This window comes from Segniliparus rotundus DSM 44985 (genome assembly GCF_000092825.1).
In the GTDB taxonomy this organism is placed as follows: Bacteria; Actinomycetota; Actinomycetes; order Mycobacteriales; family Mycobacteriaceae; genus Segniliparus; species Segniliparus rotundus.
On sequence record NC_014168.1, the window covers coordinates 1527261 to 1551738 of the forward strand.

General features: G+C 67.9%; 25 protein-coding genes, 1 tRNA gene and 1 pseudogene. 19 read left to right on the forward strand and 8 right to left on the reverse strand.

The window, feature by feature from the left end:
• Positions 1 to 4 precede the first annotated feature (4 nt).
• The 3 genes from SROT_RS07670 (at position 5) to SROT_RS07680 (ending at position 2338) form a co-directional block, all read left to right on the forward strand.
• Entirely contained in the window at positions 5 to 802 is a 798-nt protein-coding gene (locus SROT_RS07670; RefSeq protein ID WP_013138448.1) for a cyclic nucleotide-degrading phosphodiesterase, read from the forward strand.
• Between the two features lie 124 nt (positions 803 to 926).
• A complete protein-coding gene (gene rph / locus SROT_RS07675) occupies positions 927 to 1712 on the forward strand; it encodes a ribonuclease PH (RefSeq protein WP_013138449.1) in 786 nt (261 codons plus the stop codon).
• Positions 1713 to 1714: 2 nt separating this feature from the next.
• Positions 1715 to 2338, forward strand: coding sequence for a non-canonical purine NTP pyrophosphatase (locus SROT_RS07680; protein ID WP_013138450.1), 624 nt, complete (start codon positions 1715 to 1717; stop codon positions 2336 to 2338).
• A 37-nt stretch (positions 2339 to 2375) separates the two neighbouring features.
• Here the strand turns inward: SROT_RS07680 and SROT_RS07685 are convergent, their stop codons facing one another.
• From SROT_RS07685 to SROT_RS07695, 3 genes are read right to left on the reverse strand one after another with little or no spacing between them, the layout of a single operon-like run.
• Complete coding sequence (locus SROT_RS07685; protein ID WP_013138451.1) at positions 2376 to 3089, reverse strand: LpqN/LpqT family lipoprotein; 714 nt, start codon at positions 3087 to 3089, stop codon at positions 2376 to 2378.
• A 50-nt stretch (positions 3090 to 3139) separates the two neighbouring features.
• Complete coding sequence (locus SROT_RS07690) at positions 3140 to 3523, reverse strand: DUF3817 domain-containing protein (RefSeq protein WP_013138452.1); 384 nt, start codon at positions 3521 to 3523, stop codon at positions 3140 to 3142.
• A complete protein-coding gene (locus SROT_RS07695; RefSeq protein WP_148223563.1) occupies positions 3520 to 3870 on the reverse strand; it encodes an acetolactate synthase in 351 nt (116 codons plus the stop codon). The genes SROT_RS07690 and SROT_RS07695 overlap by 4 nt, the downstream gene beginning before the upstream one ends.
• A gap of 231 nt (positions 3871 to 4101) precedes the next feature.
• On the opposite strand from SROT_RS07695, the gene SROT_RS07700 reads away from it, so the two are divergent.
• Positions 4102 to 4182, forward strand: a tRNA-Leu gene (locus tag SROT_RS07700).
• A 2-nt stretch (positions 4183 to 4184) separates the two neighbouring features.
• Entirely contained in the window at positions 4185 to 4931 is a 747-nt protein-coding gene (locus SROT_RS07705; protein WP_013138454.1) for an aspartate/glutamate racemase family protein, read from the forward strand.
• Between the two features lie 78 nt (positions 4932 to 5009).
• Here SROT_RS07705 and xdhC read toward each other — a convergent pair whose 3' ends face one another.
• The 3 genes from xdhC to SROT_RS07720 are packed head-to-tail and all read right to left on the reverse strand — an operon-like array spanning position 5010 to position 9662.
• Positions 5010 to 5879 carry a xanthine dehydrogenase accessory protein XdhC gene (gene xdhC, locus SROT_RS07710; RefSeq protein ID WP_013138455.1) on the reverse strand — a complete coding sequence of 290 codons (870 nt, stop codon included), beginning with the start codon at positions 5877 to 5879 and terminating at the stop codon, positions 5010 to 5012.
• Positions 5872 to 8220 (reverse strand): xanthine dehydrogenase molybdopterin binding subunit, encoded by a 2349-nt coding sequence (xdhB, locus tag SROT_RS07715; protein WP_013138456.1) that lies wholly within the window; start codon positions 8218 to 8220, stop codon positions 5872 to 5874. The genes xdhC and xdhB overlap by 8 nt, the downstream gene beginning before the upstream one ends.
• Entirely contained in the window at positions 8217 to 9662 is a 1446-nt protein-coding gene (locus SROT_RS07720; RefSeq protein WP_013138457.1) for a xanthine dehydrogenase small subunit, read from the reverse strand. Before SROT_RS07720 ends, xdhB begins: the two co-directional genes overlap by 4 nt.
• A gap of 344 nt (positions 9663 to 10006) precedes the next feature.
• Here SROT_RS07720 and SROT_RS17485 point away from each other — a divergent pair.
• Together SROT_RS17485 and SROT_RS07730 are read left to right on the forward strand one after the other, a co-directional pair.
• Positions 10007 to 11782, forward strand: a pseudogene (locus tag SROT_RS17485) (glycosyltransferase family 39 protein); the annotation flags it as partial.
• A 226-nt stretch (positions 11783 to 12008) separates the two neighbouring features.
• Positions 12009 to 12680, forward strand: a complete 672-nt coding sequence (locus tag SROT_RS07730) for a nitroreductase family protein (RefSeq protein WP_013138459.1) — start codon at positions 12009 to 12011, stop codon at positions 12678 to 12680.
• Positions 12681 to 13265: 585 nt separating this feature from the next.
• Here the strand turns inward: SROT_RS07730 and SROT_RS07740 are convergent.
• Positions 13266 to 13505 (reverse strand): hypothetical protein, encoded by a 240-nt coding sequence (locus SROT_RS07740; RefSeq protein ID WP_013138460.1) that lies wholly within the window; start codon positions 13503 to 13505, stop codon positions 13266 to 13268.
• A gap of 322 nt (positions 13506 to 13827) precedes the next feature.
• Here SROT_RS07740 and SROT_RS07745 point away from each other — a divergent pair, with 322 nt between their 5' ends.
• Genes SROT_RS07745 through truB form a run of 4 tightly spaced genes read left to right on the forward strand, consistent with a single transcriptional unit; the run spans position 13828 to position 17194 of the window.
• Positions 13828 to 14670, forward strand: coding sequence for an isocitrate lyase/PEP mutase family protein (locus SROT_RS07745; protein WP_013138461.1), 843 nt, complete (start codon positions 13828 to 13830; stop codon positions 14668 to 14670).
• Between the two features lie 22 nt (positions 14671 to 14692).
• The gene (locus SROT_RS07750) at positions 14693 to 15613 is read left to right on the forward strand and encodes a metallophosphoesterase family protein (RefSeq protein WP_013138462.1); all 921 of its coding nucleotides are present in this window, start codon (positions 14693 to 14695) and stop codon (positions 15611 to 15613) included.
• The gene (locus SROT_RS07755) at positions 15613 to 16290 is read left to right on the forward strand and encodes a 4'-phosphopantetheinyl transferase family protein (protein WP_013138463.1); all 678 of its coding nucleotides are present in this window, start codon (positions 15613 to 15615) and stop codon (positions 16288 to 16290) included. The genes SROT_RS07750 and SROT_RS07755 overlap by 1 nt, the downstream gene beginning before the upstream one ends.
• Entirely contained in the window at positions 16280 to 17194 is a 915-nt protein-coding gene (gene truB, locus SROT_RS07760; protein WP_013138464.1) for a tRNA pseudouridine(55) synthase TruB, read from the forward strand. The genes SROT_RS07755 and truB overlap by 11 nt, the downstream gene beginning before the upstream one ends.
• A gap of 12 nt (positions 17195 to 17206) precedes the next feature.
• On the opposite strand, the gene SROT_RS07765 is transcribed toward truB, so the two are convergent.
• On the reverse strand, positions 17207 to 17908 hold the full coding sequence (locus SROT_RS07765) for a metal-dependent transcriptional regulator (protein WP_013138465.1): 702 nt from the start codon (positions 17906 to 17908) through the stop codon (positions 17207 to 17209).
• Between the two features lie 86 nt (positions 17909 to 17994).
• On the opposite strand from SROT_RS07765, the gene argF reads away from it, so the two are divergent.
• From argF to SROT_RS07805, 8 genes are all read left to right on the forward strand, one after another.
• The gene (argF, locus tag SROT_RS07770) at positions 17995 to 18963 is read left to right on the forward strand and encodes an ornithine carbamoyltransferase (protein ID WP_013138466.1); all 969 of its coding nucleotides are present in this window, start codon (positions 17995 to 17997) and stop codon (positions 18961 to 18963) included.
• Positions 18956 to 19468 (forward strand): arginine repressor, encoded by a 513-nt coding sequence (gene argR, locus SROT_RS07775; protein WP_013138467.1) that lies wholly within the window; start codon positions 18956 to 18958, stop codon positions 19466 to 19468. The genes argF and argR overlap by 8 nt, the downstream gene beginning before the upstream one ends.
• Entirely contained in the window at positions 19468 to 20727 is a 1260-nt protein-coding gene (locus tag SROT_RS07780; protein WP_013138468.1) for an argininosuccinate synthase, read from the forward strand. Before argR ends, SROT_RS07780 begins: the two co-directional genes overlap by 1 nt.
• Positions 20724 to 22121 (forward strand): argininosuccinate lyase, encoded by a 1398-nt coding sequence (gene argH / locus SROT_RS07785; protein WP_013138469.1) that lies wholly within the window; start codon positions 20724 to 20726, stop codon positions 22119 to 22121. The genes SROT_RS07780 and argH overlap by 4 nt, the downstream gene beginning before the upstream one ends.
• Positions 22122 to 22125: 4 nt before the next feature.
• Positions 22126 to 22584 (forward strand): hypothetical protein, encoded by a 459-nt coding sequence (locus SROT_RS07790; RefSeq protein WP_013138470.1) that lies wholly within the window; start codon positions 22126 to 22128, stop codon positions 22582 to 22584.
• 200 nt (positions 22585 to 22784) lie between these two features.
• Positions 22785 to 23225: a hypothetical protein gene (locus SROT_RS16480; protein ID WP_148223386.1), complete on the forward strand. Its 441-nt coding sequence runs from the start codon at positions 22785 to 22787 to the stop codon at positions 23223 to 23225.
• A gap of 11 nt (positions 23226 to 23236) precedes the next feature.
• Positions 23237 to 23443, forward strand: coding sequence for a Trm112 family protein (locus tag SROT_RS07800; protein ID WP_013138471.1), 207 nt, complete (start codon positions 23237 to 23239; stop codon positions 23441 to 23443).
• 16 nt (positions 23444 to 23459) lie between these two features.
• Entirely contained in the window at positions 23460 to 24389 is a 930-nt protein-coding gene (locus SROT_RS07805; RefSeq protein ID WP_013138472.1) for a DMT family transporter, read from the forward strand.
• Positions 24390 to 24478: the final 89 nt, after the last annotated feature.

Here is a 24478-nt window from a genome sequence, read left to right on the forward strand (position 1 = left end):
TCGCGTGCGTCTCACCGTTCTCGGATGCTCCGGCAGTGTCACGGGTCCGGACTCGCCAGCCTCGGGCTATTTGGTGACCGCTCCGGACGCTCCGCCGCTTGCTGTCGACTTCGGCGGCGGTGTTTTGGGCGCGTTGCAGCGCCACGCCAATCCGAACGATGTGACGGTGCTGCTGTCGCATTTGCACGCCGACCACTGCCTGGACATACCCGGTCTGCTTGTGTGGCGGCGCTACGGCCCCGATCCCGCTGTGGAGCGGGCTTTGCTCTACGGGCCGCCCGACGCGGCGCTGCGCCTGGGCGTCGCCTCGGCAGAAATCGGCGGGGAGTGCGACGACCTCTCCGACACGTTGGAGGTGCGTTCGTGGGTGGAGCGTGAGCCGGTGCGGTTCGGGGAGCTCTCGGTGACGCCTTTCGAGGTCTTCCACCCGCCGCAGTCCTATGGCTTTCGGATCGAGGACTCTTCCGGGGCGGTGCTGGCCTACAGCGGCGACACGGGCCTCTGCGACGCGGTGGAAGAGCTGGCCCGAGGGGCAGACCTGTTCCTCTGCGAGGCTTCGTGGACTCATGATCCTGGGAACCGGCCGCTGGGGGTGCACCTCTCTGGCACGGAAGCCGGCGAGGTCGCGCGCCGCGCTGGCGCGGCGGAACTGCTCATCACGCACGTTCCGCCATGGACTTCTCGGGAAGACGTGCTCGCAGAAGCGCGCGCCGCGTTCAACGGCCCGGTTCGGTTGGCGAACGCCTCCGACATCTTTGAAGTGGTCAAAAGCGGCAGCTCGGTGCGCCGTCCGGGGCGCTGAGCGCCCCCCGGATCGCCGCGTGCCCGCCCGCCGCGAGCCCAGGGTCTTGCCCGTCGGGAGCGCCGGCCCGTCGGATCAGAGGGCAGACGGCGGTTTCTGAAGCGCTGCCCGATAGGGTGGAAGCATGACCACACGCCTCGACGGCCGTCACGACGATGAAATGCGCCCTGTGAAGATCACCCGAGGGTTCACCAGCAACCCGCCTGGATCGGTGCTGGTGGAATTCGGGCAGACCAGGGTGTTCTGCGCGGCCAGCGTCACCGAGGGGGTGCCGCGCTGGCGCAAGGGCACGGGGGAAGGCTGGCTCACGGCGGAGTACGCGATGCTGCCCGCCGCCACCGCCACCCGCAACGACCGGGAGTCCGTGAAGGGCAAACTGGGCGGCCGCACCCAAGAGATCAGCAGACTGATCGGCCGCTCGCTGCGCGCGTGCATCGACTTGGCCGCCTTGGGCGAGAACACTATTTCGGTGGACTGCGATGTGCTGCAGGCGGACGGCGGCACCCGGACCGCGGCCATCACCGGAGCATTTGTCGCGCTCTCCGACGCGGTGACGTGGCTCGCCGCCAGCGGACGCCTCGCCGATCCGCAGCCGATCTCGTGCGGCATCGCCGCGGTCTCGGTCGGCGTTGTGGACGGTCGGGTGCGCCTGGACCTGCCGTACGAGGAGGACGCGCGCGCAGAGGTGGACATGAACGTCGTCGCGACCGACACCGGGGCCTTGGTCGAAGTGCAGGGCACCGCCGAAGGCGCGACTTTTCACCGCAAAACGCTCGACAAGCTGCTGGACCTCGCTTTTTCCGGCATTGAGCGGCTTGTGGCCGCGCAACAGGAGGCGCTCGCGCTGCCGTACCCCGGCACGTTGCCCGATCCGCCGTCCAGCGGCAAGAAGAAAGGCTTCGGCGCGTAGCCGTGGCGGAGCTGCTCCTCGCGTCCGCGAACGCGAAAAAGCTCGCCGAACTCCGACGCATCCTCGTGAGGGCCGGAGTCGACGGACTTGCCGTGCTGGGCCTGGACGAAGCCGCCGACTACGAGCTGCCCGCGGAGACCGGGACGAGCTTTGAGGAGAACGCCCTCATCAAGGCCCGCGCGGGAGCCGTCGCGACGGGGTTGCCGACGCTCGCCGACGACTCAGGGTTCGCCGTTGACGCGCTTTCGGGCATGCCCGGCGTGCTGTCCGCGAGATGGGCGGGTTCGCGGGCGGGCGACGAGGCGAACCGGCATCTGCTGTTAGAGCAGATGCGGGATTTCGCCCCGCCGCAGCGGCGGGCGAGGTTCGTCTCGGTGTGCGCCCTTGTCGTTGCGGGCAGCGCAGACGGGCGATCAGGCGCGGAAATCCTCACCCGGGGAGAATGGGCGGGCTCTGTCGCCGTAGCGGCTTCTGGCGCCGGGGGGTTCGGCTACGACCCGGTTTTCCTGCCCGACGACGCGCAGGGCCGCACTGCGGCCCAGTTGGAGCCTGAGGAAAAAGACGCGCTCAGCCACAGGGGGGCGGCGCTCGCCAAAATGCTGCCGCATCTCGCCGCGTTGCGCTGACCGAGTTGGCGCGTGCTGGTGTCAGGCCGTGCGTCGGTCAGTCGCCCAGCCGCGCGCTGCTGTCGAGCGCGAGCAGGTCGCCGCGCATTGAGCCCCAGTTGCTTTGGGCGCACACGATGACGCTGTGGACGATGTACGTCGTGGACGACGAGTCGTCGTGGACGAAGGTGTAGCGAAGGACCTCCACGACGCGGTTGCCCTGTTTCGTCGTGACGGCCACGATGCCGGCGATGGAGGGGTTGCCCTGGTAGGGCGTGTCCGTCGTCCCTTGGACCTTGCCCGCCGCGTCGATGTCGGCGTTGGCGGCGGCCACCAGGTCCGCAATTGGCGGATTCGCGGACAATTTGTACACGTCGATGTGCATGAGGGCGGCAAGGCCGTCGTCGCCTGCGGGCAGCGACACAGCAACTTGCTGTTCGGGGCCGTCCGGTTTCTCCTGCTGCCAATCGCTCGGCGGGCGCAACGTGACCGTCAGGCCTTGCCCTGCGCCGGAAGGATAGGCGGAGACGCCGTGTTGTTTCAGGTAGTCGTTCAGGCCCGTCCCCGTCGCATCGGAAGCCGAGTCGTGCGAGCTGTCTGACGCGCCCGGTTCCGCCACCGGTGTGTCCACGCCGATATTCGTGATTTGCGGATCATGCGCCAAATCGATGTTGTCCTCCGGCAGCGACGCCCTGCCCCGGACGGTTTGCGTGCAGGCGGCGGTCACACATACGCCGAGACACAGCAGCAGCGCGGCCAGCTTCAGCCTCATTGCGCCGACTGTGGGCGAAGAAGAACGCCGCGCGCGCGCAGATCCCATGGTCACAGAGCTGTCTCGGCGTGCGCGCCGGCGATCGAGGATCGGACTTCGCGGGTCCGTTTGCGCTCGATGATGAAGGAAAGGAACGGCACGGTCCCCGCGATCAAGGTGACGAGCGTTCGTTTCGGCTGGAACCGCGCTTTGAGCGACAGGTCGAGCGCCGTGATGAGATAGATGAAGTAGAACCAGCCGTGGGCCACGCCGATGTACTTCGCCCAGCTGGGACGCACACCGCCGAAGTGCGGGATGACGAGGTAGTGGTAGGCGACCTCTGCGGTGAGCACGAGCAACCACACGCCCGTCGCCCAGGCCATCACCTGGAACCGCCGCAAAGCGGCCAGTATCTGGGCTGGGGTGAATCGACGCGACGGCGGGGGCTCGGTCATCGGCTGTTCCTCTCGGCTGGTGCTGTGTGTTCGGCGAGCTCTGCGAGCAGAGCGTTGTAGGCGGCCAACCCTGGATGCGTTCGGTCGGCGGCCTGGTTGGACGGGGCAGGCTCCGGCAGCGGCGGCATGGCGGAGGACTCGCGCGGCACGGCGGACACGTCGCGGCCTTCGCGGCTTTGCCGCACCAAGCCGAAGAAACGAAGGTAGCTGTAGACCGTGAACACTGCGAAGAGCGGCCATTGCAGGGCGTAGCCAAGGTTCTGGAATGTGCCGCCGGACTCGTGGAATCGCCGCCATTGCCAGAGGCCGAGCAGCAGGCAGACGCAGCACGCGAGGAACGTGAGCATCAGCAGGGCGGGGTGGTGGCCGCCGCGTTGGCGGCGGGGCTCGAGAAATGCCGATCCCAGCCCGGCGCGCTGCGCCTGCTGCTGTTCATCGGGCTGGGACACAGCTCCACTCTACTGGGTTGGCCTGCCCCGACTGGTTGGCCCTGCCCCGCAGGATATGCGCGCAGCGGGGCAGGGCCAACCAGTCGGGCGGGCGGTTCGCGGCCGGAGTGCGTTAGCCTAGGAAGGCACGCGTGAGTGGCGAAACTGGCAGACGCGCCAGATTTAGGTTCTGGTGTCTTCGACGTGAGGGTTCGAGTCCCTCCTCGCGCACTATGACGACGCATATCGTGGTGATGAACTGCAATACCTCCGAGCCGATGACCGAGGCCATTGGCGCGCACGCGCGCGCCGCTGCACGCGAAGGAACCCGCATCAGCGCCCTGCGCCCGTCGTGGGGGCCGGAGTCCGCGGAGGGGAACTACGACAGTTTTGTGACGGCTGCGGCGGTCCTGGACCGGTTGCACACGCTGGATTTCCCGTTTGACGCGCTGGTCATGGCGGGCTTCGGCGAGCACGGCCGAGAGGGCGCGCGCGAGCTGCTCGACGTGCCGGTCATCGATATCACCGAAGCCGCCGCCCAGTTCGCGATGCTGCTCGGGCGCTCCTACGGGGTGGTGACCACGTTGAGCAGGGCAGTGGGCCAGATCGAAGACAGTTTGCGCCTCGCGGGACTGTTTGAGCGCTGCGCTGGCGTCGTCGCGGCGGAGCTCGGCGTGCTGGAGCTGGAAGAGGACAGTGCGGCGGCAGCGGTCGTGGCCGCCTCGCGGGCTGTGCTCGACCGAGGGGCGGAGGTGCTTGTGCTGGGATGCGCTGGGATGACAAGGCTCGCCTCGGCGCTCGCGCAGCAGGTGGATGTTCCCGTTGTGGACGGCGTCGCCGCCGCGGTCAAACTCGCCGAGTCCCTTGTGGATCTGGGGCTCACGACGAGCAAACACGGCAGTTACGCTCGACCGCGCGAAAAGCGCAGGCCGGGTTGGCCGATCAGTCCGACTCCCGGCGGGCAGCCGAGGCAGCGCTGACATTGGCCGCGTGAGGCTTTCCCCGCCGTGGACGCCCTGGTGCGCGGCGCCAGCGCGCGAGGCTGGCGGATGCCGGGCTCACTGATGTTGTGCCGTGATCCCGCGCGTCGCCCCCCGCGGCGGCAAAGCGGCCGCAGTCCGCCGTTCGAAGACGCGCACGAGGTCGGCGGCGATGCTCAGCGCAATGGTGGCGGGCTCCTTGCCGGTGATGTCGGCGAGGCCGACCGGCGTGGTGATGCGGCTGATGCTCGCCTCGGTGTGGCCGCCCTCCTCGACGAGCAATTTGCGGAATCTCGCCCATTTCGCGCTGGAGCCGATCAATCCGACCGAGGAAAACCGGTCCCGGCGCAGGACCGCGTCGCACAACGCCGCGTCTTCGGCGTGGTCGTGCGTCATGATGAGGATATGGCAGTCGTCGGGCAGCTGGTCGAGGACAGTTTCCGGCAGGATCGGGGCGTGGTGCGCGTGGATCCGGGCCAGCGCGTCGTCGAGCACGGCGAGACGTTTTCGGTCGAGCTGTTCGGCCCGGCTGTCGATCACATGCAGATCCAGGTCGTGGCGTGCGAGGATCCGGGCGAGCTCGAAGCCGACGTGCCCGAAGCCGAAGACCGCCACAGCGGGCGGCACGGCGAGCGGCTCCACGAGCACGGTTGCTGCGCCGCCACAGCATTGCACGCCGTGGTCGCCGACCGCGCGGTCGCTCAGCGAGAACTCAACGAGCTCCGGCTGCGCCTCGGCCATGCCGATGAGCGCGCGCGCTCGTTCGACCATCGCCGCCTCGAGGCTGCCGCCGCCGATGGAACCCCACAGCCGGTCCGCGGAGACCACCATTTTCGCCCCGGCGAGCCGAGGAGCGTGTCCGCGCACCTTGGCCAAGGTGACGAGCACGCCGGGCTCGCGCCGATCCCGCAGCAGCGCCGCAGCGCCGATCCACGAGCTGTCAGACATGGCTGAGCTCAGGGGTTCGAACAGCCTGCAGGGCCCAGAACACCGCCTCTGGCGTCGCAGGGGAGGCGAGGCGCACCGAGACAGGTCCGTGGGCGAACGCGCCGACAGCGCAGCGCAGCGCCTCTCGGACGGAGAAGGCCAGCATGAGGGGCGGTTCGCCGACCGCTTTCGAGCCGTAGACGGCGCCGTCCTCGGCCGCGTTCTCCAGCAAGGCCACATGGAACGCTTCGGGCATCTCCGAGAAGCTCGGCAATTTATATGTGCTCGCGGCTTGGGTCGTGAGCTTGCCCCGTGCTGGCCCGTTGCCGCTGTCCCAACGCAAATCCTCCAAGGTCAGCCAACCGGCGCCTTGGACGAACCCGCCCTCGATCTGCCCGAGATCGATCAGCGGTGAAAGGCTGTCGCCCACGTCGTGCGCGATATCGACCCTGCGGATCCGGTACGCGCCGGTGAACCCGTCCACTTCGACTTCCGTGGCGGCCGCCCCATAGGCGAAGTACTTGAACGGGGAGCCTTGCATGGTTTTGGCGTCCCAATGCAGTCCTTCGGTGCGGTAGAACCCGGTGGCGGAGAGCTGGACTCGCTGCGAATACGCCGCCCTCGTCAGCTCGGGCCACGCGATGCCCTCCGCCGCCGAGCCGAGCGCGCGGGCGCAGCCCTGGTCGATTCGCACGTCGTGCGGGTGCACGCCGAGCTGCGTCGCAGCCACCTGGAGCAAGCGTTCGCGCAGTTGCTCGCAGGCGTTTTTGACCGCAGCCCCGTTCAGGTCCGCGCCGGAGCTCGCGGCGGTCGCCGACGTGTTGGGCACCTTGTCGGTCCGAGTCGGGGCCAACCGGACCCAGTCCAGCGGCACGCCCAGCGTCGTGGCCGCGACCTGGAGCATCTTCGTGTGCAGGCCTTGCCCCATCTCGGTGCCGCCGTGGTTGATGAGGACCGAGCCGTCTTTGTAAATGAGCACCAGCGCGCCCGCCTGGTTGAAGGCGGTGAGGTTGAAGGAGATCCCGAATTTCACCGGCGTCATGCCGATAGCTCGTTTGACGTGCTCGTTGGCGGCGTTGAACACGGCGATCTCCCGTTGCCGGTCGGCGACGTTGCCGCTTTCAAGGACTTGGTCCCACACTCGGGCGATGCGCTCGGGGTGGCGCACCGGCTGCCCGTACGGCGTGCTTTGGCCTTCGGTGTAGAAGTTGCGTCTGCGCAGTTCGGCGGGGTCCAGGCCCAACAGCGGCGCGCAACGGCCAAGGATGTCCTCGATCACGAGCATGCCTTGCGGGCCGCCGAACCCCCGGAACGCCGTGTTGGAGGCTTTGTTCGTCTTGGCGATCCGCCCCCGAAGAAGCGCGTTGGGTATCCAGTAGGCGTTGTCGATGTGGCAGAGCGCCCGCGCCAGCACCGGCTGGGAAAGATCGAGGCTCCAACCGCCGTCCGCGGTGAGGTCGGCCTCAAGGGCCTGCAAGCGGCCTTCCTCGTCGAAGCCGGCCCGCCAGCTCGAATGGAAGCCGTGGCGTTTGCCGGTCATCGTCATGTCTTGGGTCCGGTTCAGCCGCAAGCGCACCGGCCTGCCGGTGAGCGTCGCCCCGAGCGCGGCGATGGCCGCGTAGCCGTGCGGCTGCATCTCTTTGCCCCCGAAGCCGCCGCCCATGCGAAGGCATTGGACGGTGACCTCGTGGTTGCGCAAACCCAAGACATGGGCGACGATCTCCTGGGTCTCGGAGGGGTGCTGCGTGCTGGATTGGACGAAGACCTGGCCGTTTTCGTCCAAGAGGGCGAGGGCGGCGTTCGTCTCCAAATAGAAGTGCTCTTGGCCCGAGAATTCGAACTCGCCCTCGAAAACATGCGCCGACGCGGCGAAGCCCGATGCGGGGTCGCCTCGTCGCACGGTCGGCTGCGCGCCTTGGAAGCTGTCGGCGGCGACCGCTTCGGCGACGGTCACGAGAGCGGGCAGCGGCTGTGCCTCGACTTCGACCGCCAGCGCGCCGAGGCGGGCGGCCTCCAGGGTTTCGCCGAGCACCCAGCAGACCGCGTGCCCGTAGTACATGATCTCCTCGCTCGGGAAGAGCGGTTCGTCGTGCTTGACGCCCGCGTCGTTGACTCCGGGCACGTCTGCGGCGGTGAGCACCCGCACGACGCCAGGTTGCGCGAGCGCGCGCTCGGTTCGGACGGCGAGGATGCGCGCGTGCGCGTGGGCGGTCTGCACGGGGTAGGCGTGCAGCACGTCTTTGGTGCGGGTGGCCAAGTCGTCCGTGTACAGCGCGGAACCGGTGACATGCAGGGCCGCGCTTTCGTGCGGGATCGGGGCCCCCACGGCCGCGCTTGGCGGGCGATGCGACAAGGCGCTCACGCGACGGCCTCCCGAGTCGTCGCCGCGTACTGCTTGAGCAGGGTTTGCTCCAGCATCGCCGCTCGGTACCGGGCGCTTGCGCGATGATCGTCCAGCGGTGTTCCTTCTTCGCGCAACACGTGCGCGGCGTGCTGGGCGGTCTCCAGCGACCAGGGCTTGCCTTCGAGGGCCGCTTCGGCTCGAAGCGCCCGGATCGGGGTCGCCGCGACGCCGCCGAGGCCGATCCGGGCTGTGCGCACCACGCCGTCCTCGACGTCGAAGGCGAATGCCGCCGCGACTGAGGAGATGTCGTCGAAGCGTCGTTTGGCGATTTTGTGGAACCCGGTGACCGAGGCGAGCGGCAAAGGGACCCGCACGGCGCGGATGAGTTCGTCCGGCCGCCGCACGCTCTGGCGGTAACCGGTGAAATAGTCGCTGAGCGCGACCACGCGTTCGCCGTCCGCGTCCACGAGGACGAGCTCGGCTCCGAGCGCGAGCAGGGCTGGCGCGCTGTCGCCGATGGGCGAGCCGGTGCCGAGGTTCCCGCCGAGCGTCGCGCTGTTGCGGATCAGGCGCGAGGCGAATTGCGGGAGCATCTGCCCGAGGAGCGGGACGAGGCCGCCGAGTCGGCGTTCGACCTCCGTGAGGGGGATCGCGGCCCCGATCTCGACGGCGTCCGCTTCGACGGCGAACCGGCGAAGTTCCGGCAGGCGGTCAACGGCGATGACCCGCTCGGGGCGTTTGCCTCGGATATTCACCTCGACACCCAGATCAGTGGAGCCTGCGACGATGGTCGCGGACGGGTCTTCGCGCACAAGGCGCAACGCCTCGTGCAGGCTGGCGGGCCGCACGAAGGAGCAGCCGCCGTGCTGGAAGTCAGTTTTTTTCGCAGGCGGAGCCGCCGCCCCGCCGCGCTTGGCCAGCGGGTCGTTCGGGTCTGGGTCGCCGACGGCGAACGCGGCGTCGCGGATCGGCCGGTAGCCGGTGCAGCGGCAAAGATTGCCGCTGAGCGCGTGCAGATCAAAGCCGTTCGGCCCGACCTCCCCAGGCTCGTGCGTCCCGGCTTCGCTGGCTTTGCCCCGGTCCGGCCGGTAGAACTCCGCAGCCATGCTGCAGATGAAACCCGGAGTGCAATAGCCGCATTGCGACCCGCCCCGCACAGCCATCTCGTATTGCACGGGATGCAGCGCGGCGGGGGAGCCGAGGCCCTCGGCGGTGAGGATCTCCTGGCCGTCGAGCGTGGCGACGGGGACCAGGCACGCGTTGACCGCTGTCCATTCGGTCGGCGCGGCGAGCCCCGGCTTTGCGACAAGGACGGCGCACGCGCCGCACTCGCCTTCCGCGCACCCCTCTTTCGCCCCGGTCCATCCTCGCGACCGGACGAAGTCCAGCGCGGTCGTGTGAATGTCCTCGGCGGGAATCGGCACGCTCTTCCCATTGACCGTGACCTGAGGGTGGCTCAACCGCGCACCGCCTTTCTGCTCACGTCTGACAGTGTATCCACCGCAGGCGCGGCGGGGCGGCGCCCGCGGCGGCGGGGAGGCGGCGCTGTCGCTTGGCCACGCGCGGGCTGAGCAGTCATCCTTGCACGCTACGCCTTGGCTGTTTCCAGAAAGTTTCTGTTCCTGGATTTTTGTTTTATAGGCCCAATTGGTCTGCGAGTTCGAGGAAATCTTTCGCGTTCATGGTGAAACCCGGGTCCGATTCGAGGTCAGGATCGCCGTTCGGCCCGAATTCCAGCGGGCTGCGCCGAGACCCCACAGTCGTTTCCAAGTGTTCTCACAGCTTGTTCGCGTTGACTCAAAGCATGGCAAACGACAGGTCGGCGGCAATACGAACATGGGGGCAGCGGCACCGCGAAGGATTGCAGCTCGCGGCGCTCCTGGCGTTGTTCGCCGTCATCGAGCTCTGGAACATCACGATCAACGGCATGTCCAACGACTTCTACGCGTCGGCGGTGACGTCTGCGGGGCAAAGCTGGGAGGCATGGTTCTTCGGCAGCTTCGACCCGCAGAACTACATCACCGTGGACAAGCCCGCGGGCGGCCTGTGGCTCATGGGCCTTTCCGCGCGAGTGTTCGGGTTTTCCAGCGCAAGCATGCTCGTCCCCCAAGCGCTTTTGGGCGTGGCGAGCGGCTGGCTGCTCTACGACTGCGTCCGCAGGCTCGCAAGCCACGCCGCTGGTCTTTTGGCTCTCGCCGTCTTCGCGCTGACCCCGATCGTCACCATCATGTTCCGCGACAACAACCCGGACGCGGCGATGGTCTTCGGTTTGCTGGTGGGCGCGTGGGGAACCACCCGAGCCCTGCTCGCGCAGCGGCAGAAAGCAGCGGTCGGCTGGTTGGCGCTCGCCGGGGCCGGGATCGGTTTTGCTTTCCTCGCCAAGACTTTCCAAGGGCTGATGGCGCTGCCTGCGCTCGGCCTGGTGTATCTGCTCGCCGAGAAATTCGACCTGAAACGCCGCGTCGGGCACCTGCTCGTGGCCGCGGCGGCTGTGGTGGCCAGCTCAGGCTGGTGGTTCCTGGCGGTGGCGCTCACCCCGACCGCTGACAAGCCCTACGTCGGCGGCTCGAAGCACAACAGCGAGTTCGAGCTCGCCCTCGGCGGCAATGGTTTCGACCGTCTCCTCGGCGGCGGGCACGGGCCGGGCCGGGCCGGGCCCTGGCTCGCCGGGCCCGGGTTCGCCGGGCCGCCGAGCCTATGGCGGGTGTTCGAGGACACGCAGGGGCTGCATATCGCGTGGCTCATCCCCGCCGCCCTGCTCGCGCTGGTCTTGGGCTTCCTCGCGTGCGGACGGACGAGGGCCAGGTCGAATCCGGTGTGGCTCGCGCTGGTCCTTTGGGGCGGTTGGCTGGTTTCGAACTACTTGGTCCTCACCTACATGCAGGCCGCGTTCCACCCCTACTACGTTTTCGTCCTCGCGGCGCCCATCGCGGCGGTCGTGGGCGTCGGCGGCTGGCTCATGTGGCAGCGGCGCGCTGAACCCTTGGGCCGGTGGGGAGCGGCGGCGCTGGTCCTTGCCTCCGGTGTGACCGCGTGGTCGCTCCTGGGCAGGCACGCTGATTGGCTGCCGGCGCTGCGTTGGGCGCTGCTCGCGGGCTCGATCCTGGTGTCGGCGGCCATGGTGACAACTCGCTCCTTCCGCGAAAGCGAGCACGCCAGTGTCCGCGGCGGGAGGGAAACGGGCGCCGAGCGCGGCATCACGCTTCGCGCGCAGACCGCGCTCGCGGCGGCGGCGATGGTGGTGTCCCTCGGGGGATCCGCCGCGGTCGCAGTGGAGAACGTCCTGGTGCCGAAGTTTGGGGGTATGCCGTTGCCCGGACCCAATTGGGCAGACGGCTCGCTCGGGCATTTTGGCGGCCGGGGCGCGCCCAAATTCGCGCAGGTTCCTCCCGAGTTGCACGCCCTGCTGCGCTCGGCCGGGACGCGGTGGGCGGCGGCGGTCCCTTCCTCGTTCGTCGCGAACCCCTTTATCATCGAGGACAATGTCGCTGTGATGGCGCTCGGCGGTTTCGCCGGCGGGGATTCGCCGATCACGCTCGACCAGTTCGTCCAGTACGTCAAAGCGGGCGAGGTCCGCTACTACATCGCTCCGCCGCAGCGTGATCCAAAACCCCCTGCCCAGCCTGGCGCGGCCGCACCTCAAGGGCGTCCGCCGCAGCCGCGGCCTTGGGGCGACGACGGTCCTGCGCTCCCCGAACAGGTTGAGGACTGGGTCAAAGCCCACTGCGCGCCGCAGACGTTCGGGGACTTCACCGTCTACGACCTCGCTCGGCCCGCGCAGGGCTGAGCCTGGCTAGAGTGGTGGCATGACACGATCCGACTCATCTGATCTCCCGGACACCGGGCCCATCGACTGGGTGCTGTCCACCACTCGCTCGGTGCGAAAGCGTTTGGACTTCGACCGTCCCGTGCCGAAAGAAATCGTGCTCGAGGCGCTCCGCCTCGCGGTGCAAGCGCCGACAGGCTCGAACGCCCAGGGGTGGCAATGGGTCGTGGTCGAGGACCAGGCGAAGAAAAACGCCATCGCCGAGCTGTACCGCACGGCATGGGCCTCGTACGCGGGCAACGCCAAGCCCGATGAGATCCCGGGCCAGCAGGGCAGAGTTGTCGGCAGCGCGCAGTACCTGGCCGAGAACTTGCAGCGCGCGCCGCTCTTTGTGATTCCGACCATCAAGGCTGATGTGCCGGTGCGTGATATGCCGGATGGCGCGCTCGCGGGTTTCTATGGCTCGATCATTCCGGCGGCCTGGAGCTTTTTGCTCGCGCTGCGCTCGCGCGGGCTGGGCAGCGCGTGGACCACACTGCACCTGCTCCACGAGGCGCAGACCCGGCAGATCCTCGGCATACCGGACGACTTCGTGCAGGTGGCGCTCCTCCCGGTCGCGTACACCATTGGCACGGACTTCAAGCCTGCCCAGCGGGCGAAACCGGTGGAGGCCATCACGCACTGGGACAGCTGGGGCGCCACGCTCGCCTGAGCCGCCTGCCGGGCGCCGGTGCGCTCTATGTCACAGCGCGCAAGAATGCTTGAGGTGACAGCGATGACGGCTCCGGTTTCGTCCGAGTCTCCGGAGGACTCGCAGACACGTTTCCCGCCCGCGCCCTGGCACTTGGGCGCGTCGGGGATCGTCTCGGTCTTTCTCGTGCAGGACGATCGTTTGCCGAGCGTCTTCGCGCAGGCGCGTCCGACAGGTTGGCGGCCATTGCGTGTCGGCGGTCGCGCCGTCGTGACAGTCGGCTCCATCTCTTACGCCAGCGTTGGGGGGCGCGGAGTTCCTTTCCCGGCATTTCGCGGTCACCGGGGTCCGTCTTCCCAAAGCTTCCTGGGATTTCGCGGCGGCGGGGCCGCTCGGCTCTTCGCGGGGGCTGCGGCCGCTGGTTTCTTTCGCGATGCCGGGCACCGCGCTTGTGTTCGGATTCGACGCCAAGGCGGAGATTGCTCGCTGACCGGATTGCTCGTTGAACAGGGGGCGGCAGAGAACATCATGGGGTGTGCGCTCCCGGCTCAGCCGGGAGCGCACACCCCATGACGTTCTGTCGTTTCTTTGGCGTGCCCTCGAGGATCACACGCTGGGGATGTGAATGTGGATGTCCTGGTTCTGTTGTTCCTGACGGTTCTTCTCTTGGGCGCGCTGCTGCTCGTACGGGTTCGGCCCGTTGTGCCCGTGGCTGTCGTCCGATTGCAGGACGACGCCGATCGACTCGTGTGCTGCCGCGGCGGACGCGTCGCTTGCGATAGTCGCGCCGAGGCCGATCAAGGCCAGTGGGGCGATGATTGCGATGTTCTTCAGTGTCGGGCGCATGATCTTCTCCTTTTCGTTGCCTCGGGCTCGTGCTCGGGCGGATTTCTTTGCGATGGTAGCGGCTATAGCTAATATCATCCAACGATTTTTGACGGGATTCATTCCCGATTCCCCGATCTTTTTTGATAACGAATTGGTCACGGAGAGTTCCGGTCCGCAGCACTGTGTGCTAGGGCACAAAAATGCTGGAATGAGAGTTGCCCAAGCCTGGAGACGAGGGCGCCCGCGGGCGGGGTCGTCCTGGCGTGCTTGAGTGTTCGGGAGCACCAGAACACGAAAGATCCGAGACAGCCCACCCGAGACGCAGAAGGAGAACAGGCCGATGTCGGTGACAAGCAGGCTGCGCGCCATGATCGACGGCGACGACATCCATATCGCCCCCGGAGCTTTTGACGGCCTGACTGCGCGGCTGGTCGAAGAAGCCGGGTTCGACCTCATCTACGGCTCGGGCGGAGCGATCTCGCGCAGCGCCGGATTCCCGGATCTGGGCATTTTGAGCTTCTCCGAGGTGGTCACCCGCTACGAGCACATGGCCTCGGTGACCACGGTGCCGATCATCGCGGACGGGGACACCGGCTTCGGCAACCAGATCAACGCGAGCCGCATGGTCAAAACGTACGAGCAGATCGGCGTCGCCGGCCTGCACATCGAGGACCAGACCTTCCCGAAGCGCTGCGGGCATCTCGACGACAAGACCTTGGTGCCGGTGGAGGAGATGGCGCACAAGGTCCGGGCTGTGAAAGCAGCACAGACCGACCCGGATTTCGTCGTCATCGCCCGGACTGACGCGATCGCGTCGGAGAGCTTCAACGCGGCGATCGACCGCGCCCACGCGTATCTCGACGCGGGCGCGGACTGCATCTTCGTCGAGGCGCCCGAGAGCGTGGAGCAGATCGAGGAGATCGCCAAGCTCATTCCGCAGCCCAAGCTCATCAACATGTTCTTCGGCGGAAAAACGCCGATGGTGCCGAAGGAGAAACTCCGCGAGCTCGGCTACCGGTTGGTGATTATTCCCTCCGACCTGCAGCGCGCGACGATCACCGCCTGCCGCAGGACGCTCGAGGCCATCAAACGGGACGGCGACAGCTCCTCCTTGCGGGACGAGATGGTCTCGTTCAAAGAGCGCGAGGCGATCATCGGCACCAAGGATTACCTCGCCTTGTAGCACGCTCCGGTATCATGGCCGAATGCCGAAACTCTGGGCCGTGAGCGATTTGCACGTCGGCCACCGGGGCAACCGTCCGGTCACGGAGTCGATCCGCCCGGAAGATCCGCAGGACTGGCTGATCGTCGCGGGCGACGTTTCGGAGAAGGTCCACGACGTCCGTTGGGCTTTGGAGCTTCTGCGCAAGCGTTTCGCGAAAGTCATCTGGACCCCGGGCAACCACGAGCTGTACACCACGTCGACCGATCCGGTCCAGATGTTCGGCCAGCCCAGGTACGAGTACTACGTCTCGCAGTGCCGGGAGATCGACGTGCTCACCCCCGAGGACGTCTACCCGCTTTGGGAGGGCGAAGGCGGCCCCGTTCGGATCGTGCCGTTGTTCCTGCTCTACGACTACACATTCTTGCCGAAAGGCACCACGGACAAGGCCCAGGCGCTCGCGTACGCCCGGTCCAAGAACGTGGTCGCCACCGACGAGTACCTGCTCTCCGCCGAGCCGTACCCGACAAGGGACTCGTGGTGCCGCGCCCTGGTCGAAAAGGCCGCCAAGCGGCTCGACGCGCTCGACCCAGGCGAACAGAAGATCCTCGTCAACCATTGGCCATTGGTGCGCGAGCCGACGCGCGTGCTGCACCCGCGCGAATTCAGCCTCTGGTGCGGCACAACAGCCACCGCCGACTGGCATCTGAAGTACAACGCGGCCGCCGTTGTCTACGGGCACCTGCACATCCCGCGCACCACCTGGTACGACGGGGTTCGCTTTGAAGAGGTGTCGGTCGGCTACCCCCGGGAGTGGCAGCGCCGAGGCCTGCCGCACCCGCTTTTGCGCCAGATTTGGCCCGACCCCGAGCTCAGCGAGGAGACCGTCGGGTTGGGCGGAGCCCGCTTCCCGGTGACGCCGGAAATGGTCGCGGCCGTCAAGACACATCTCGAGGGACAGTGATGGGACTGCTGTCGAAGGTGCTTGCGCCGCACGTCGCCAGTGTGGAAACGCGCGAGGACGCGCCGGATCTGACCCCGTACCCCGGCGAGGAGCCGTTGATCGCCCAAGCGGCGCCGAAACGAAGGGCCGAGTTCGTCACCGCGCGGCGGTGCGCGCGCGAGGCGCTCGCGAAGCTCAATGTGCCCGAGCAGCCGATCCTGCGCGGCCCCAAGCGCGAGCCGCTGTGGCCGAAGGGGATCGTCGGGGCCTTGACCCACACGACGGGTTTCCGAGGGGCCGCTGTCGCGCATTCGCTCGTCATGCGCAGCATCGGGGTGGACGCGGAGCCCCACCTGCCGTTGCCGGAAGGGGTGCTCGGCCAAGTCGCGCTGGCGGAGGAGCAAGCCTGGCTCGACGCGCAGAGCGACAGCGGTCTGCATTGGGACCGGTTGCTCTTCTGCGCGAAAGAGGCCACCTACAAGGCGTGGTTCCCGCTCACCGAGCGCTGGCTCGGTTTTGAGGACGCCAGGATTTCCTTCGCCGAGGCTCCTGCGCGCGGACAGGGCCGGGGCGGCACATTCCATGCCCAATTGCTTGTTCCGGGCCAAACCCTCAAAGGGCCGCCGCTTGCGTCCTTCGACGGGAAATGGGTTGTTGAGGACGGCTTCATCGTCACGGGAATCGCCCATGCCTGGTGAACACAGCCAGGACCCGCACGGACTCGTCATCGTCGACAAACCCCAGGGCATGACCAGCCACGACATGGTCGCGAAGGCCCGGCGTTTTTTCCGCACCCGCAAGGTGGGGCACGCGGGGACGCTCGACCCGATGGCCACGGGCGTGCTCGTGCTGGGGCTTGGCAAGGCCACCCGGCTGCTCGGCAGGCTCACCGCGGACGAGAAGCGCTATCACGGGACGATCCGGCTGGGGGAACAAACCGCCAGCGACGACGCGGACGGGGAGGTTGTGCGGCGCGCTTCGGCCGCAGGGGTCGCATTGGATGCGATCATGGCGGGGATCGCAGCGCTGACCGGGGAGATCTCACAGGTGCCGCCCGCTGTTTCGGCGATCAAGGTCGGCGGGGTCCGCGCGCACGCCGCTGCGCGGGCGGGGGCGGCGTTGGAGCTGAAGGCGCGGCAGGTCGTCGTGCGGCGGTTCGAGCTGGTGGCCGAGCGCAAGCTCATCGGCGCGGACGGGGCCGAGCTGTGGGATCTCGACGTCGAGGTGGATTGCACGGCAGGCACGTATATCCGATCGCTGGCGCGGGACCTCGGAGCGGGACTGGGCGTCGGGGGGCATCTGAGCCGTTTGCGCCGGGTCGCGTCCGGGCCGTTCACGATCACGCAGGCACGTTGTCTCGCGTCGTTGGAAGCGGACCCCTCGTGCAGCATGACCTTGGACGAGGCGGCCCGGGCGGCGTTCGCCGCGCGGGACCTTTCCGCGGACCAGACGCGAGATTTGGGCCACGGGAAGAAGATCCCCGCCGCAGGCGTGGCAGGCGAGTACGCCGGGTTCAGCCCGGAAGGCTCTCTCGTGGCGCTTCTCGAAGAGCGCGACGGCAAGGCGTGCCCGACCGCGGTGTTCCAACCTGCGGGCGGCTGAGCCAGGCCCGCGTCACCCCTTGGGGACGATCCACACCGCCTCAGCGGCAGGTTTGCCCAGTTCGATGGCGTTGCTCCCTTGATCGTCCAATCTGATGGTGATGGTCCCCGCGAAGTCGCGGCGGCGCAGCACCGAGACCTGGGCGTCGAGCGCGAGGCCGACCGACTCGAAGTAGCGGAGCATCTCGGGGTCGTGGTCGCTGATCCGGGCGATCAGCGCGTCTGTCCCCTCGGGCGCGTCGGCGAGCTTGCTCGCGTCCTGCGCGGGCACGGAGCCGTCTTGGCGGGGGATCGGATCGCCGTGCGGGTCTCTGGCGGGACGGCCGAGCTTCGCGTCGAGGCGTTCCACGAACCGGTCGGAGATCGCGTGCTCGAGGATTTCCGCTTCGTCGTGGACCTCGTCCCAGCCGTAGTGCAGCTCTTCGACCAGGAAAGTTTCGATGAGCCGGTGTCGGCGGACCACGCTGACCGCTGCGGCGCGGCCATCCTGCGTGAGCGACACCGAGCCGTAGCGCTCATGCTCGACGAGGCCTTGGTCCACAAGTTTGCGCACGCCTTCGGACGCGGTCGAGGCGGACACGCCGAGCTTTTCCGCGAGCAGTTTCGTGGTGACCGGGGCTTCGGACCATTCGCCGAGGTTCCACAGCACTTTCAAATAGTCTTGTGTGACAGGGGAGAGCTGCCCGGCGCCAGCCTCAGGCGAGGATTTCGGCATGCTGACAGCTTATGCGGAAACGAGCGTTGAGGCGACCCCCTGAAAAAATTTTGAATAAAAATGCAATATATCGTATTATTACTCGCATGACTGGCTCCCTTCGGCATTTCTTGCGCGACGACGACCTCTCTCCGTCCGAACAGGCGGATGTCATCGCGCTGGCGGCCCACCTGAAGAAAAATCCCTTCGCAAAACGGACCCTGGAGGGGCCGCGCTCGGTCGGCGTGGTGTTCGAGAAGCCGTCCATCCGCACCCGGTTCTCCTTCGAGTTGGCGATCAGCCAGCTCGGCGGCCACCCGATCGTGGTGGACGGCAACTCTGTCCAGCTCGGGGTGCGCGAGTCAGTCCCCGATTCGGCGCGGGTCATGTCCCGCTACACCTCTGCGGTGATCTGGCGCACCCACGGCCACGAACGCCTCGACGAGTTGGCCGCCCATGCCTCGGTGCCCGTGGTCAATGCGCTCGACGACGTGTTCCACCCGTGCCAGGTCCTCGCCGATCTGCTCACCATTTCCGAACGCAAGGGCGCGCTCAAGGGCCTGCGCCTGGTGTTCCTCGGCGACGGCGCGAACAATATGGCGCATTCCTTCCTGCTCGCCGGGACAACGGCGGGGATCGACGTGGTCATCGCCGCCCCGGAGGGTTTCCACCCGGAGCCAGGCATCTTCGCGGACGCGATCACACGCGGTGGACGCACCGGCGCGCGGGCACAGGTCGTGGTGGACCCGGTGGAAGCCGTCAGCGGCGCGGACGTGGTCGTCACCGACGCCTGGGTTTCGATGGGGCAGGAGTCCGACGAGCGCGACCGCGCCTCGCTGATGGCCCCGTACCAGGTCAACAAAGAGCTGCTCGCCCATGCGAAGCCGGACGCCATCGTGCTGCACTGCCTGCCCGCGCACCGAGGGGAGGAGATCACCTCAGATGTGCTGGACGGGGCGCAATCCGCCGTGTGGGACGAGGCCGAGAACCGGCTGCACGCGCAAAAGGCGCTGTTGGTGTGGCTGCTGGAACATTCCGGGACAGGCTTGCCGCACACAGGGAGGGCGGATGGCTGACCAGCCGTCGCGCATCCTGCCGACCCGCTCGGCTCGCCAGGCGCGGATTTTCGAGGCCATCACCACACGGGTGGTGCGCAGCCAGAGCGAGCTGCAGGCCATCCTCGCGGCCTCGGGAGTGAGCGCCACGCAGGCCACGCTCTCGCGCGACCTCGAAGAGCTCGGCGCGGTGAAGGCGAAGTCCGTGGACGGGACGAGCCGTTACGTCATTTTGGACGAGAACGGCTCCACCGGCGTGGTCTCCGCCGGGATCGAGCCGTTGACGAGACTGCTCGCGCAGCTGCTCGTCGCAGTGGACAGCTCCGGCTCGCTCGCGGTTCTGCGCGTGCCCATCGGGGCTGCCCAATATTTGGCGAGCGCCATAGACCGCGCCGCCTTGCCCCAGGTCGCCGGCACCATCGCTGGCGATGACACCATATTCGTCGCAGCCCGAGGACCGTTCACTGGTGAGGAACTGGTAGAAGTCTTCCAACAGTTGGCGCATGACAAAAAGGAGAAGCTCTGATGACCGACCGCGTGATCCTCGCCTATTCCGGCGGCCTCGACACTTCGGTGGCGATCAGCTGGATCGGCCAAGAGACCGGCTTCGAAGTGGTCGCGGTGGCGGTGGACGTCGGCCAAGGCGGCGAGGACCTCTCCGTCATCCGCCAGCGCGCCATCGACTGCGGGGCGGTCGAGGCGGTCGTCATCGACGCCCGCGACGAGTTCGCCGAACAGTACTGCCAGCCGGTGGTCGCCGCCAACGCGCTCTACATGGACCGCTACCCCCTCGTCTCCGCGATCTCGCGCCCGCTCATCGCCAAGCATCTCGTGGCGGTCGCCCGCGAGCACGGCGGCACGACCGTCGCGCACGGCTGCACCGGCAAGGGCAACGACCAAGTCCGTTTCGAGTGCGGCATCACGGCCCTCGCCCCCGATCTCACCGTCCTCGCCCCGGTCCGCGACTACGCCTGGACGCGAGAAAAGGCCATCGCTTTCGCGGAGGAGCGCAAGCTCCCCATCGCGGCCTCGAAGAAATCGCCGTTCTCCATCGACCAGAACCTCTGGGGCAGGGCAGTGGAGACCGGGTTTCTCGAAGACCCGTGGAACGGGCCGACCAAGGACGTCTACGACTACACCCAAGACCCCCAGGTCGGTTGGAACTCGCCTGACGAGCTTGTCATCGGCTTCACCTCGGGCACACCGACCTCCATCGACGGGCGCAGCCTCTCGGTGTGCCAGATCATCGAAGAGCTCAACCGCCGCGCCGGGGCGCAAGGCGTCGGCCGGATCGACATCGTCGAGGACCGGCTCGTCGGCATCAAGAGCCGCGAAGTCTACGAGGCTCCGGGCGCGATGGTCCTCATCGCGGCGCACCAAGAGCTGGAAGGCATGACTTTGGAGCGCGAGCTGGCCCGGCACAAGAAGCGCATCTGCGACACCTGGACCGAGCTGGTCTACGACGGGCTGTGGTTCTCCCCGCTCAAGCGCGCGCTCGACGCCTACATCGACGAAACGCAGCGCCATGTCACCGGTGAGATCCGGTTGTCGCTGCACGGCGGGTCGATCACTGTTTCCGGACGACGCTCGGACACCTCGCTCTACGACTTCAACCTCGCCACCTACGACGAGGGCGACACCTTCGACCAGTCCCTCGCCAAGGGCTTCGTCACGCTGCACGGCCTGTCCGCGAAGATCGACGCCGTTCGTGAGTCGAGACTGGCCGGGCTGGGCGGGCGGCGGCCGGGCTCTGCCGCAAGCGCCGACGGGCTGTCTGGCAAGTGAGCGGCACCAACGAGGGCTCCTTGTGGGGCGGGCGGTTCGCCTCGGGCCCCTCTGCGGCGCTGACCCGGTTGTCCAAGTCCACCGACTGGGACTGGGCGCTCGCGCCATACGATGTGCAGGGGTCCAAGGCGCACGCCGTGGTGCTGCACGAGGCGGGCTTGCTCACCGAGGACGAGCTCGTCAGAATGCGCCAAGCGTTGGATTCCCTCGCGGCGGACGTCGCCTCGGGGGCGTTCGGCCCGGAGGAGTCCGACGAGGACGTGCATTCGGCTCTTGAGCGCGGCCTCATCGAACGCGCCGGGCCCGAACTCGGCGGAAAGCTCCGCGCCGGTCGTTCGCGCAACGACCAGGTCGTGACGCTTTTCCGGTTGTGGCTGCGCGACGGGCTCGCGCGGATCAAGGCCGAGACGCTCGCGTTGGTGCGGGCGCTCATCGGCCAGGCGGCCGCGCACCCCGACGCCGTCCTCCCCGGCAAAACGCACCTGCAAGCCGCGCAGCCGGTGCTTCTCGCGCACCACCTGCTCGCCCATGCGCAGCCGCTGGTCCGGGACGTGGAGCGATTGCGCGACCTCGGCCCGCGGCTGGAGGTCTCCGGCTACGGCTCCGGCGCGCTCGCCGGGTCGTCGTTGGGCCTGCCGCCGGAGCGCATGGCGCAGCTGCTGGGCTTGGCGCCACCGGAGAACTCCATCGACGCCACCAGCGCGCGGGATTTCGCGGCGGAGGCCGCGTTCGTCTGCGCGCAGTTGGGCGTGGACCTCTCCCGTCTCGCCGAGGATCTGATTCTGTGGTCCACCACGGAGTTCGGCTACGCGAAGCTGCACGACTCCTGGTCCACCGGCAGCTCGATCATGCCGCAGAAGAAAAACCCGGACATCGCTGAGCTGGCCAGGGGCAAGGCGGGCAGGCTGATCGGCAATCTCACCGGCCTGCTCGCGACGCTCAAAGCCCAGCCCCTCGCGTACAACCGGGATCTGCAAGAGGACAAGGAGCCGTTGCTGGACTCCGTGGCGCAGCTCGAACTCGTGCTGCCGGCCTTGGCCGGGATGGTCGCGACCCTGGAGTTCGACCTCGCGAGGATGGAGTCGCTCGCGCCTGCCGGGCACACCCTCGCCACAGATGTGGCCGAGTGGCTGGTGCGGGCCGGGGTGCCGTTCCGCGTCGCGCATGAGGCGGCCGGGGCCGCTGTCCGCACGGCGGACGAGCGCGGCGCCAGCCTGTCGGAGCTGACCGACGAGGAGCTCGCCTCGGCGCACCCCGCGCTGACGCCGCAGGTGCGGGAAGTGCTCGACGTGCGAGGCTCGGTCGCCTCGCGCGACGTGCGGGGCGGCACCGCGCCGGAAGCCGTCGCGGCGCAGCTGCAGAGGCTCACCGCGCGCGTGGCGGCGCTGGGATAGACGGGTGGCGCAGCGCGGCCGCAAAAAGTGGCGGGGGAAAGCGCTGCTGTGGGCTGTGGCCGGGATGGCCGGTTATTTCGCGCTCGTGGACTTTTGCTGGTTGCTCGTCAGCTCCGGATCGCTGACGCTCGCGCTGGAGTCGGCGTTGGCTTCGGTCGCGCTGGTCCTGCTGTTCGGCTGGCCCGCGTGGCTCGTGGTCTGGGCGGTCGCGCTTGTCTGCGGCGCCCTGGTCCTCACCCGCGTGCACCCGCGCAGGTACGTGCTCCGGCGCAGGTGTTTCATGGCTGCCATCGCGTCTGGCTGCGGGGCCTGCGTGTACGCGCCCCTGGCGTTGATCTATGGCACAGAGGCCGTTCTCTCGCCGTTCAGTCCTCTCTGCTTGGCGCTCGTGACGTTCGCCGTCGGGCTGTTCGCGGCGCGGTCGTACTACCCTGGCCGTCCTCGGCCTGCTGAACAGGGCTGAGCCGGGCTGTCGACACGCTCGGCGCTGGAGATTCATCACAGAGGGCTCGGCGCGGTCGCAGTGCTCATCCCGCCCTGGGCTGACCTGCGCGGCGCGCTTGCGATGACGGGCGCGCAGTCGGATGTCACCGACATCACGCATCTGGCGGCCGCGAGAAGCGCGGGGGCAAGATCCTCGTCACAAGCGCCGCGGGCCAGCTCGTGGCGAATCCGATCACCAACCAGCGATGGGCGGTCTCGGCCTTCGGCACGGCGACGGCGGCCTCCCTGACTGCGGGCGACGCGGTGTACTGCACATCGCCGCTGCGCCACTCCGCCGGGCTCACCGTCGTCTCGGGCACGCCCGCAGGGCAATGGGAGCGTGCGCAGGAGCTCTTCGCCCCGGCGCGCGGTGGAGTTTTCGCCTCGGCACGGCTGCGCGTGACGGATCTGCAACTCGGACTGGGGTTTTTGCCCGTCGGGCAACGCCCGCGCTTTGCGCGGGTGGCGCCAGAGATCCCGTTCAGCCCCACCTGCCGCCCGCTTGGTCACACACTCCGGGCCGAAGGTGCTCCTCGGCCCGGACGTGGGGTCTGGCTCCGGGACGATCACGGCGTGCACGCGCCGTTCACCTCGGGCAAGGCCCGTGCTTTGGGCTGGTAGGCTCGCCGTCCATGGCGATTGACGCGAAACTGCTGGAGATCTTGGCCTGCCCGCAGGACCACGGCCCCTTGTTGTACGTGCCCGACGAGCTGCTCTACAACCCGAGGCTGAAGGTGGCGTACCCGATCGAGGCGGGCCTGCCGGTGCTCCTCGCGGACCACGCGCGGCCTGTGGACGGGGCCGAGCACGAGAGAATCCTCGCCTCGGCGCAGCAGTGACCTCGCCGGCCCGGCAATGACCTCGTCGGGTCGGTGGGCGCTTGCCCTTGTCGCCGTGACCGCAGCCTGGGGGTGGTCTTTTGTCGGGGTGCATGATGTTCTCCGCCAGATCGCGCCGTCTGCTTTCGTCGCGTTCCGGTTCGCGTTGGCGGCGGTCTTCCTCGCGCTGTTCTGCCCGATCAGGGGCATCACCCGGCGGGAAGCGCTCGCCGGGCTGGTGTGCGGAGTTTTCCTCTTCGCCGGATTCGCCCTGCAAACCATCGGGCTGCTCACGGCGACTCCGTCCAACAGCGGGTTCATCACCGGGATGACGGTGGTGTTCACCCCATTGCTCGGTTTTCTTGCCATGGGCCGCCGGTTGGCATGGCCGCAGGCGCTGGCCTTGCTCGTCGCCGTCGTGGGGCTCGGCTTGCTGACCGTCCGCGATGTGCGCGTCGCGGCTGGGGATGTGTGGACGCTCGGCAGCGCGGTTGCGTTCGCGATGAACATCCTTGCCGTCGACAAGGCGAACCGCTGGGGGAGCCCAGCGCGGATCACTGTGGCGCAATTGGCCGCAGTCGCCCTTTTCGGGGGGATCTGGTCGATATGCGCCGGGGATGGTCTTGCGCCTCCGTCGACCACCAGGGATTGGGCCGCGCTTCTCGCGATCGCGGTGACGGGCACCGCAGTCGCGTATTTTGTGCAGGCTAAGGCGCTGACTGTGATGCCGCCGAGCCGAGTCGCCCTCATTTTCACCTCGGAGCCGCTCTTCGCCGCAGTGTTCGGCGTGTGGCTCGCCGGAGACAGGTTCACGGCGGTGCAACTGCTCGGCGGCGCTTTGGTGGTCGCCGCGATGCTCGCCTCCGAGTTCGGCGACCGTCGCAGAGGGCCTGCCGCAACAGAAAGTCGTTCCTGGTCTCGGGATGGGAGGCGGGTAGCCTGGAAGAGATTCCGGGGACCGGGATAGTTTCTGGGCTTGGGAGGATTCTGGGGACTGGGACAGGCAGAGCGGGAAGACTCTTTTTCGGGCCGCCGAACTTTTCTTATCGCAGAGTG

Coding starts and splice junctions, on each gene's coding strand:
- SROT_RS07740 (WP_013138460.1), bottom strand. CDS start 13,505: ATGCGCCCGACACTGAAGAACATCGCAATCATCGCCCCACTGGCCTTG.
- SROT_RS07730 (WP_013138459.1), top strand. CDS start 12,009: ATGACACGATCCGACTCATCTGATCTCCCGGACACCGGGCCCATCGAC.
- SROT_RS07745 (WP_013138461.1), top strand. CDS start 13,828: ATGTCGGTGACAAGCAGGCTGCGCGCCATGATCGACGGCGACGACATC.
- SROT_RS07690 (WP_013138452.1), bottom strand. CDS start 3,523: ATGACCGAGCCCCCGCCGTCGCGTCGATTCACCCCAGCCCAGATACTG.
- SROT_RS07750 (WP_013138462.1), top strand. CDS start 14,693: ATGCCGAAACTCTGGGCCGTGAGCGATTTGCACGTCGGCCACCGGGGC.
- SROT_RS07695 (WP_148223563.1), bottom strand. CDS start 3,870: ATGCTCACGTTCCTCGCGTGCTGCGTCTGCCTGCTGCTCGGCCTCTGG.
- argR (WP_013138467.1), top strand. CDS start 18,956: ATGGCTGACCAGCCGTCGCGCATCCTGCCGACCCGCTCGGCTCGCCAG.
- SROT_RS07780 (WP_013138468.1), top strand. CDS start 19,468: ATGACCGACCGCGTGATCCTCGCCTATTCCGGCGGCCTCGACACTTCG.
- SROT_RS07705 (WP_013138454.1), top strand. CDS start 4,185: ATGACGACGCATATCGTGGTGATGAACTGCAATACCTCCGAGCCGATG.
- xdhC (WP_013138455.1), bottom strand. CDS start 5,879: ATGTCTGACAGCTCGTGGATCGGCGCTGCGGCGCTGCTGCGGGATCGG.
- truB (WP_013138464.1), top strand. CDS start 16,280: ATGCCTGGTGAACACAGCCAGGACCCGCACGGACTCGTCATCGTCGAC.
- SROT_RS07755 (WP_013138463.1), top strand. CDS start 15,613: ATGGGACTGCTGTCGAAGGTGCTTGCGCCGCACGTCGCCAGTGTGGAA.
- SROT_RS07765 (WP_013138465.1), bottom strand. CDS start 17,908: ATGCCGAAATCCTCGCCTGAGGCTGGCGCCGGGCAGCTCTCCCCTGTC.
- SROT_RS07800 (WP_013138471.1), top strand. CDS start 23,237: ATGGCGATTGACGCGAAACTGCTGGAGATCTTGGCCTGCCCGCAGGAC.
- rph (WP_013138449.1), top strand. CDS start 927: ATGACCACACGCCTCGACGGCCGTCACGACGATGAAATGCGCCCTGTG.
- SROT_RS07685 (WP_013138451.1), bottom strand. CDS start 3,089: ATGAGGCTGAAGCTGGCCGCGCTGCTGCTGTGTCTCGGCGTATGTGTG.
- SROT_RS07805 (WP_013138472.1), top strand. CDS start 23,460: ATGACCTCGTCGGGTCGGTGGGCGCTTGCCCTTGTCGCCGTGACCGCA.
- argF (WP_013138466.1), top strand. CDS start 17,995: ATGACTGGCTCCCTTCGGCATTTCTTGCGCGACGACGACCTCTCTCCG.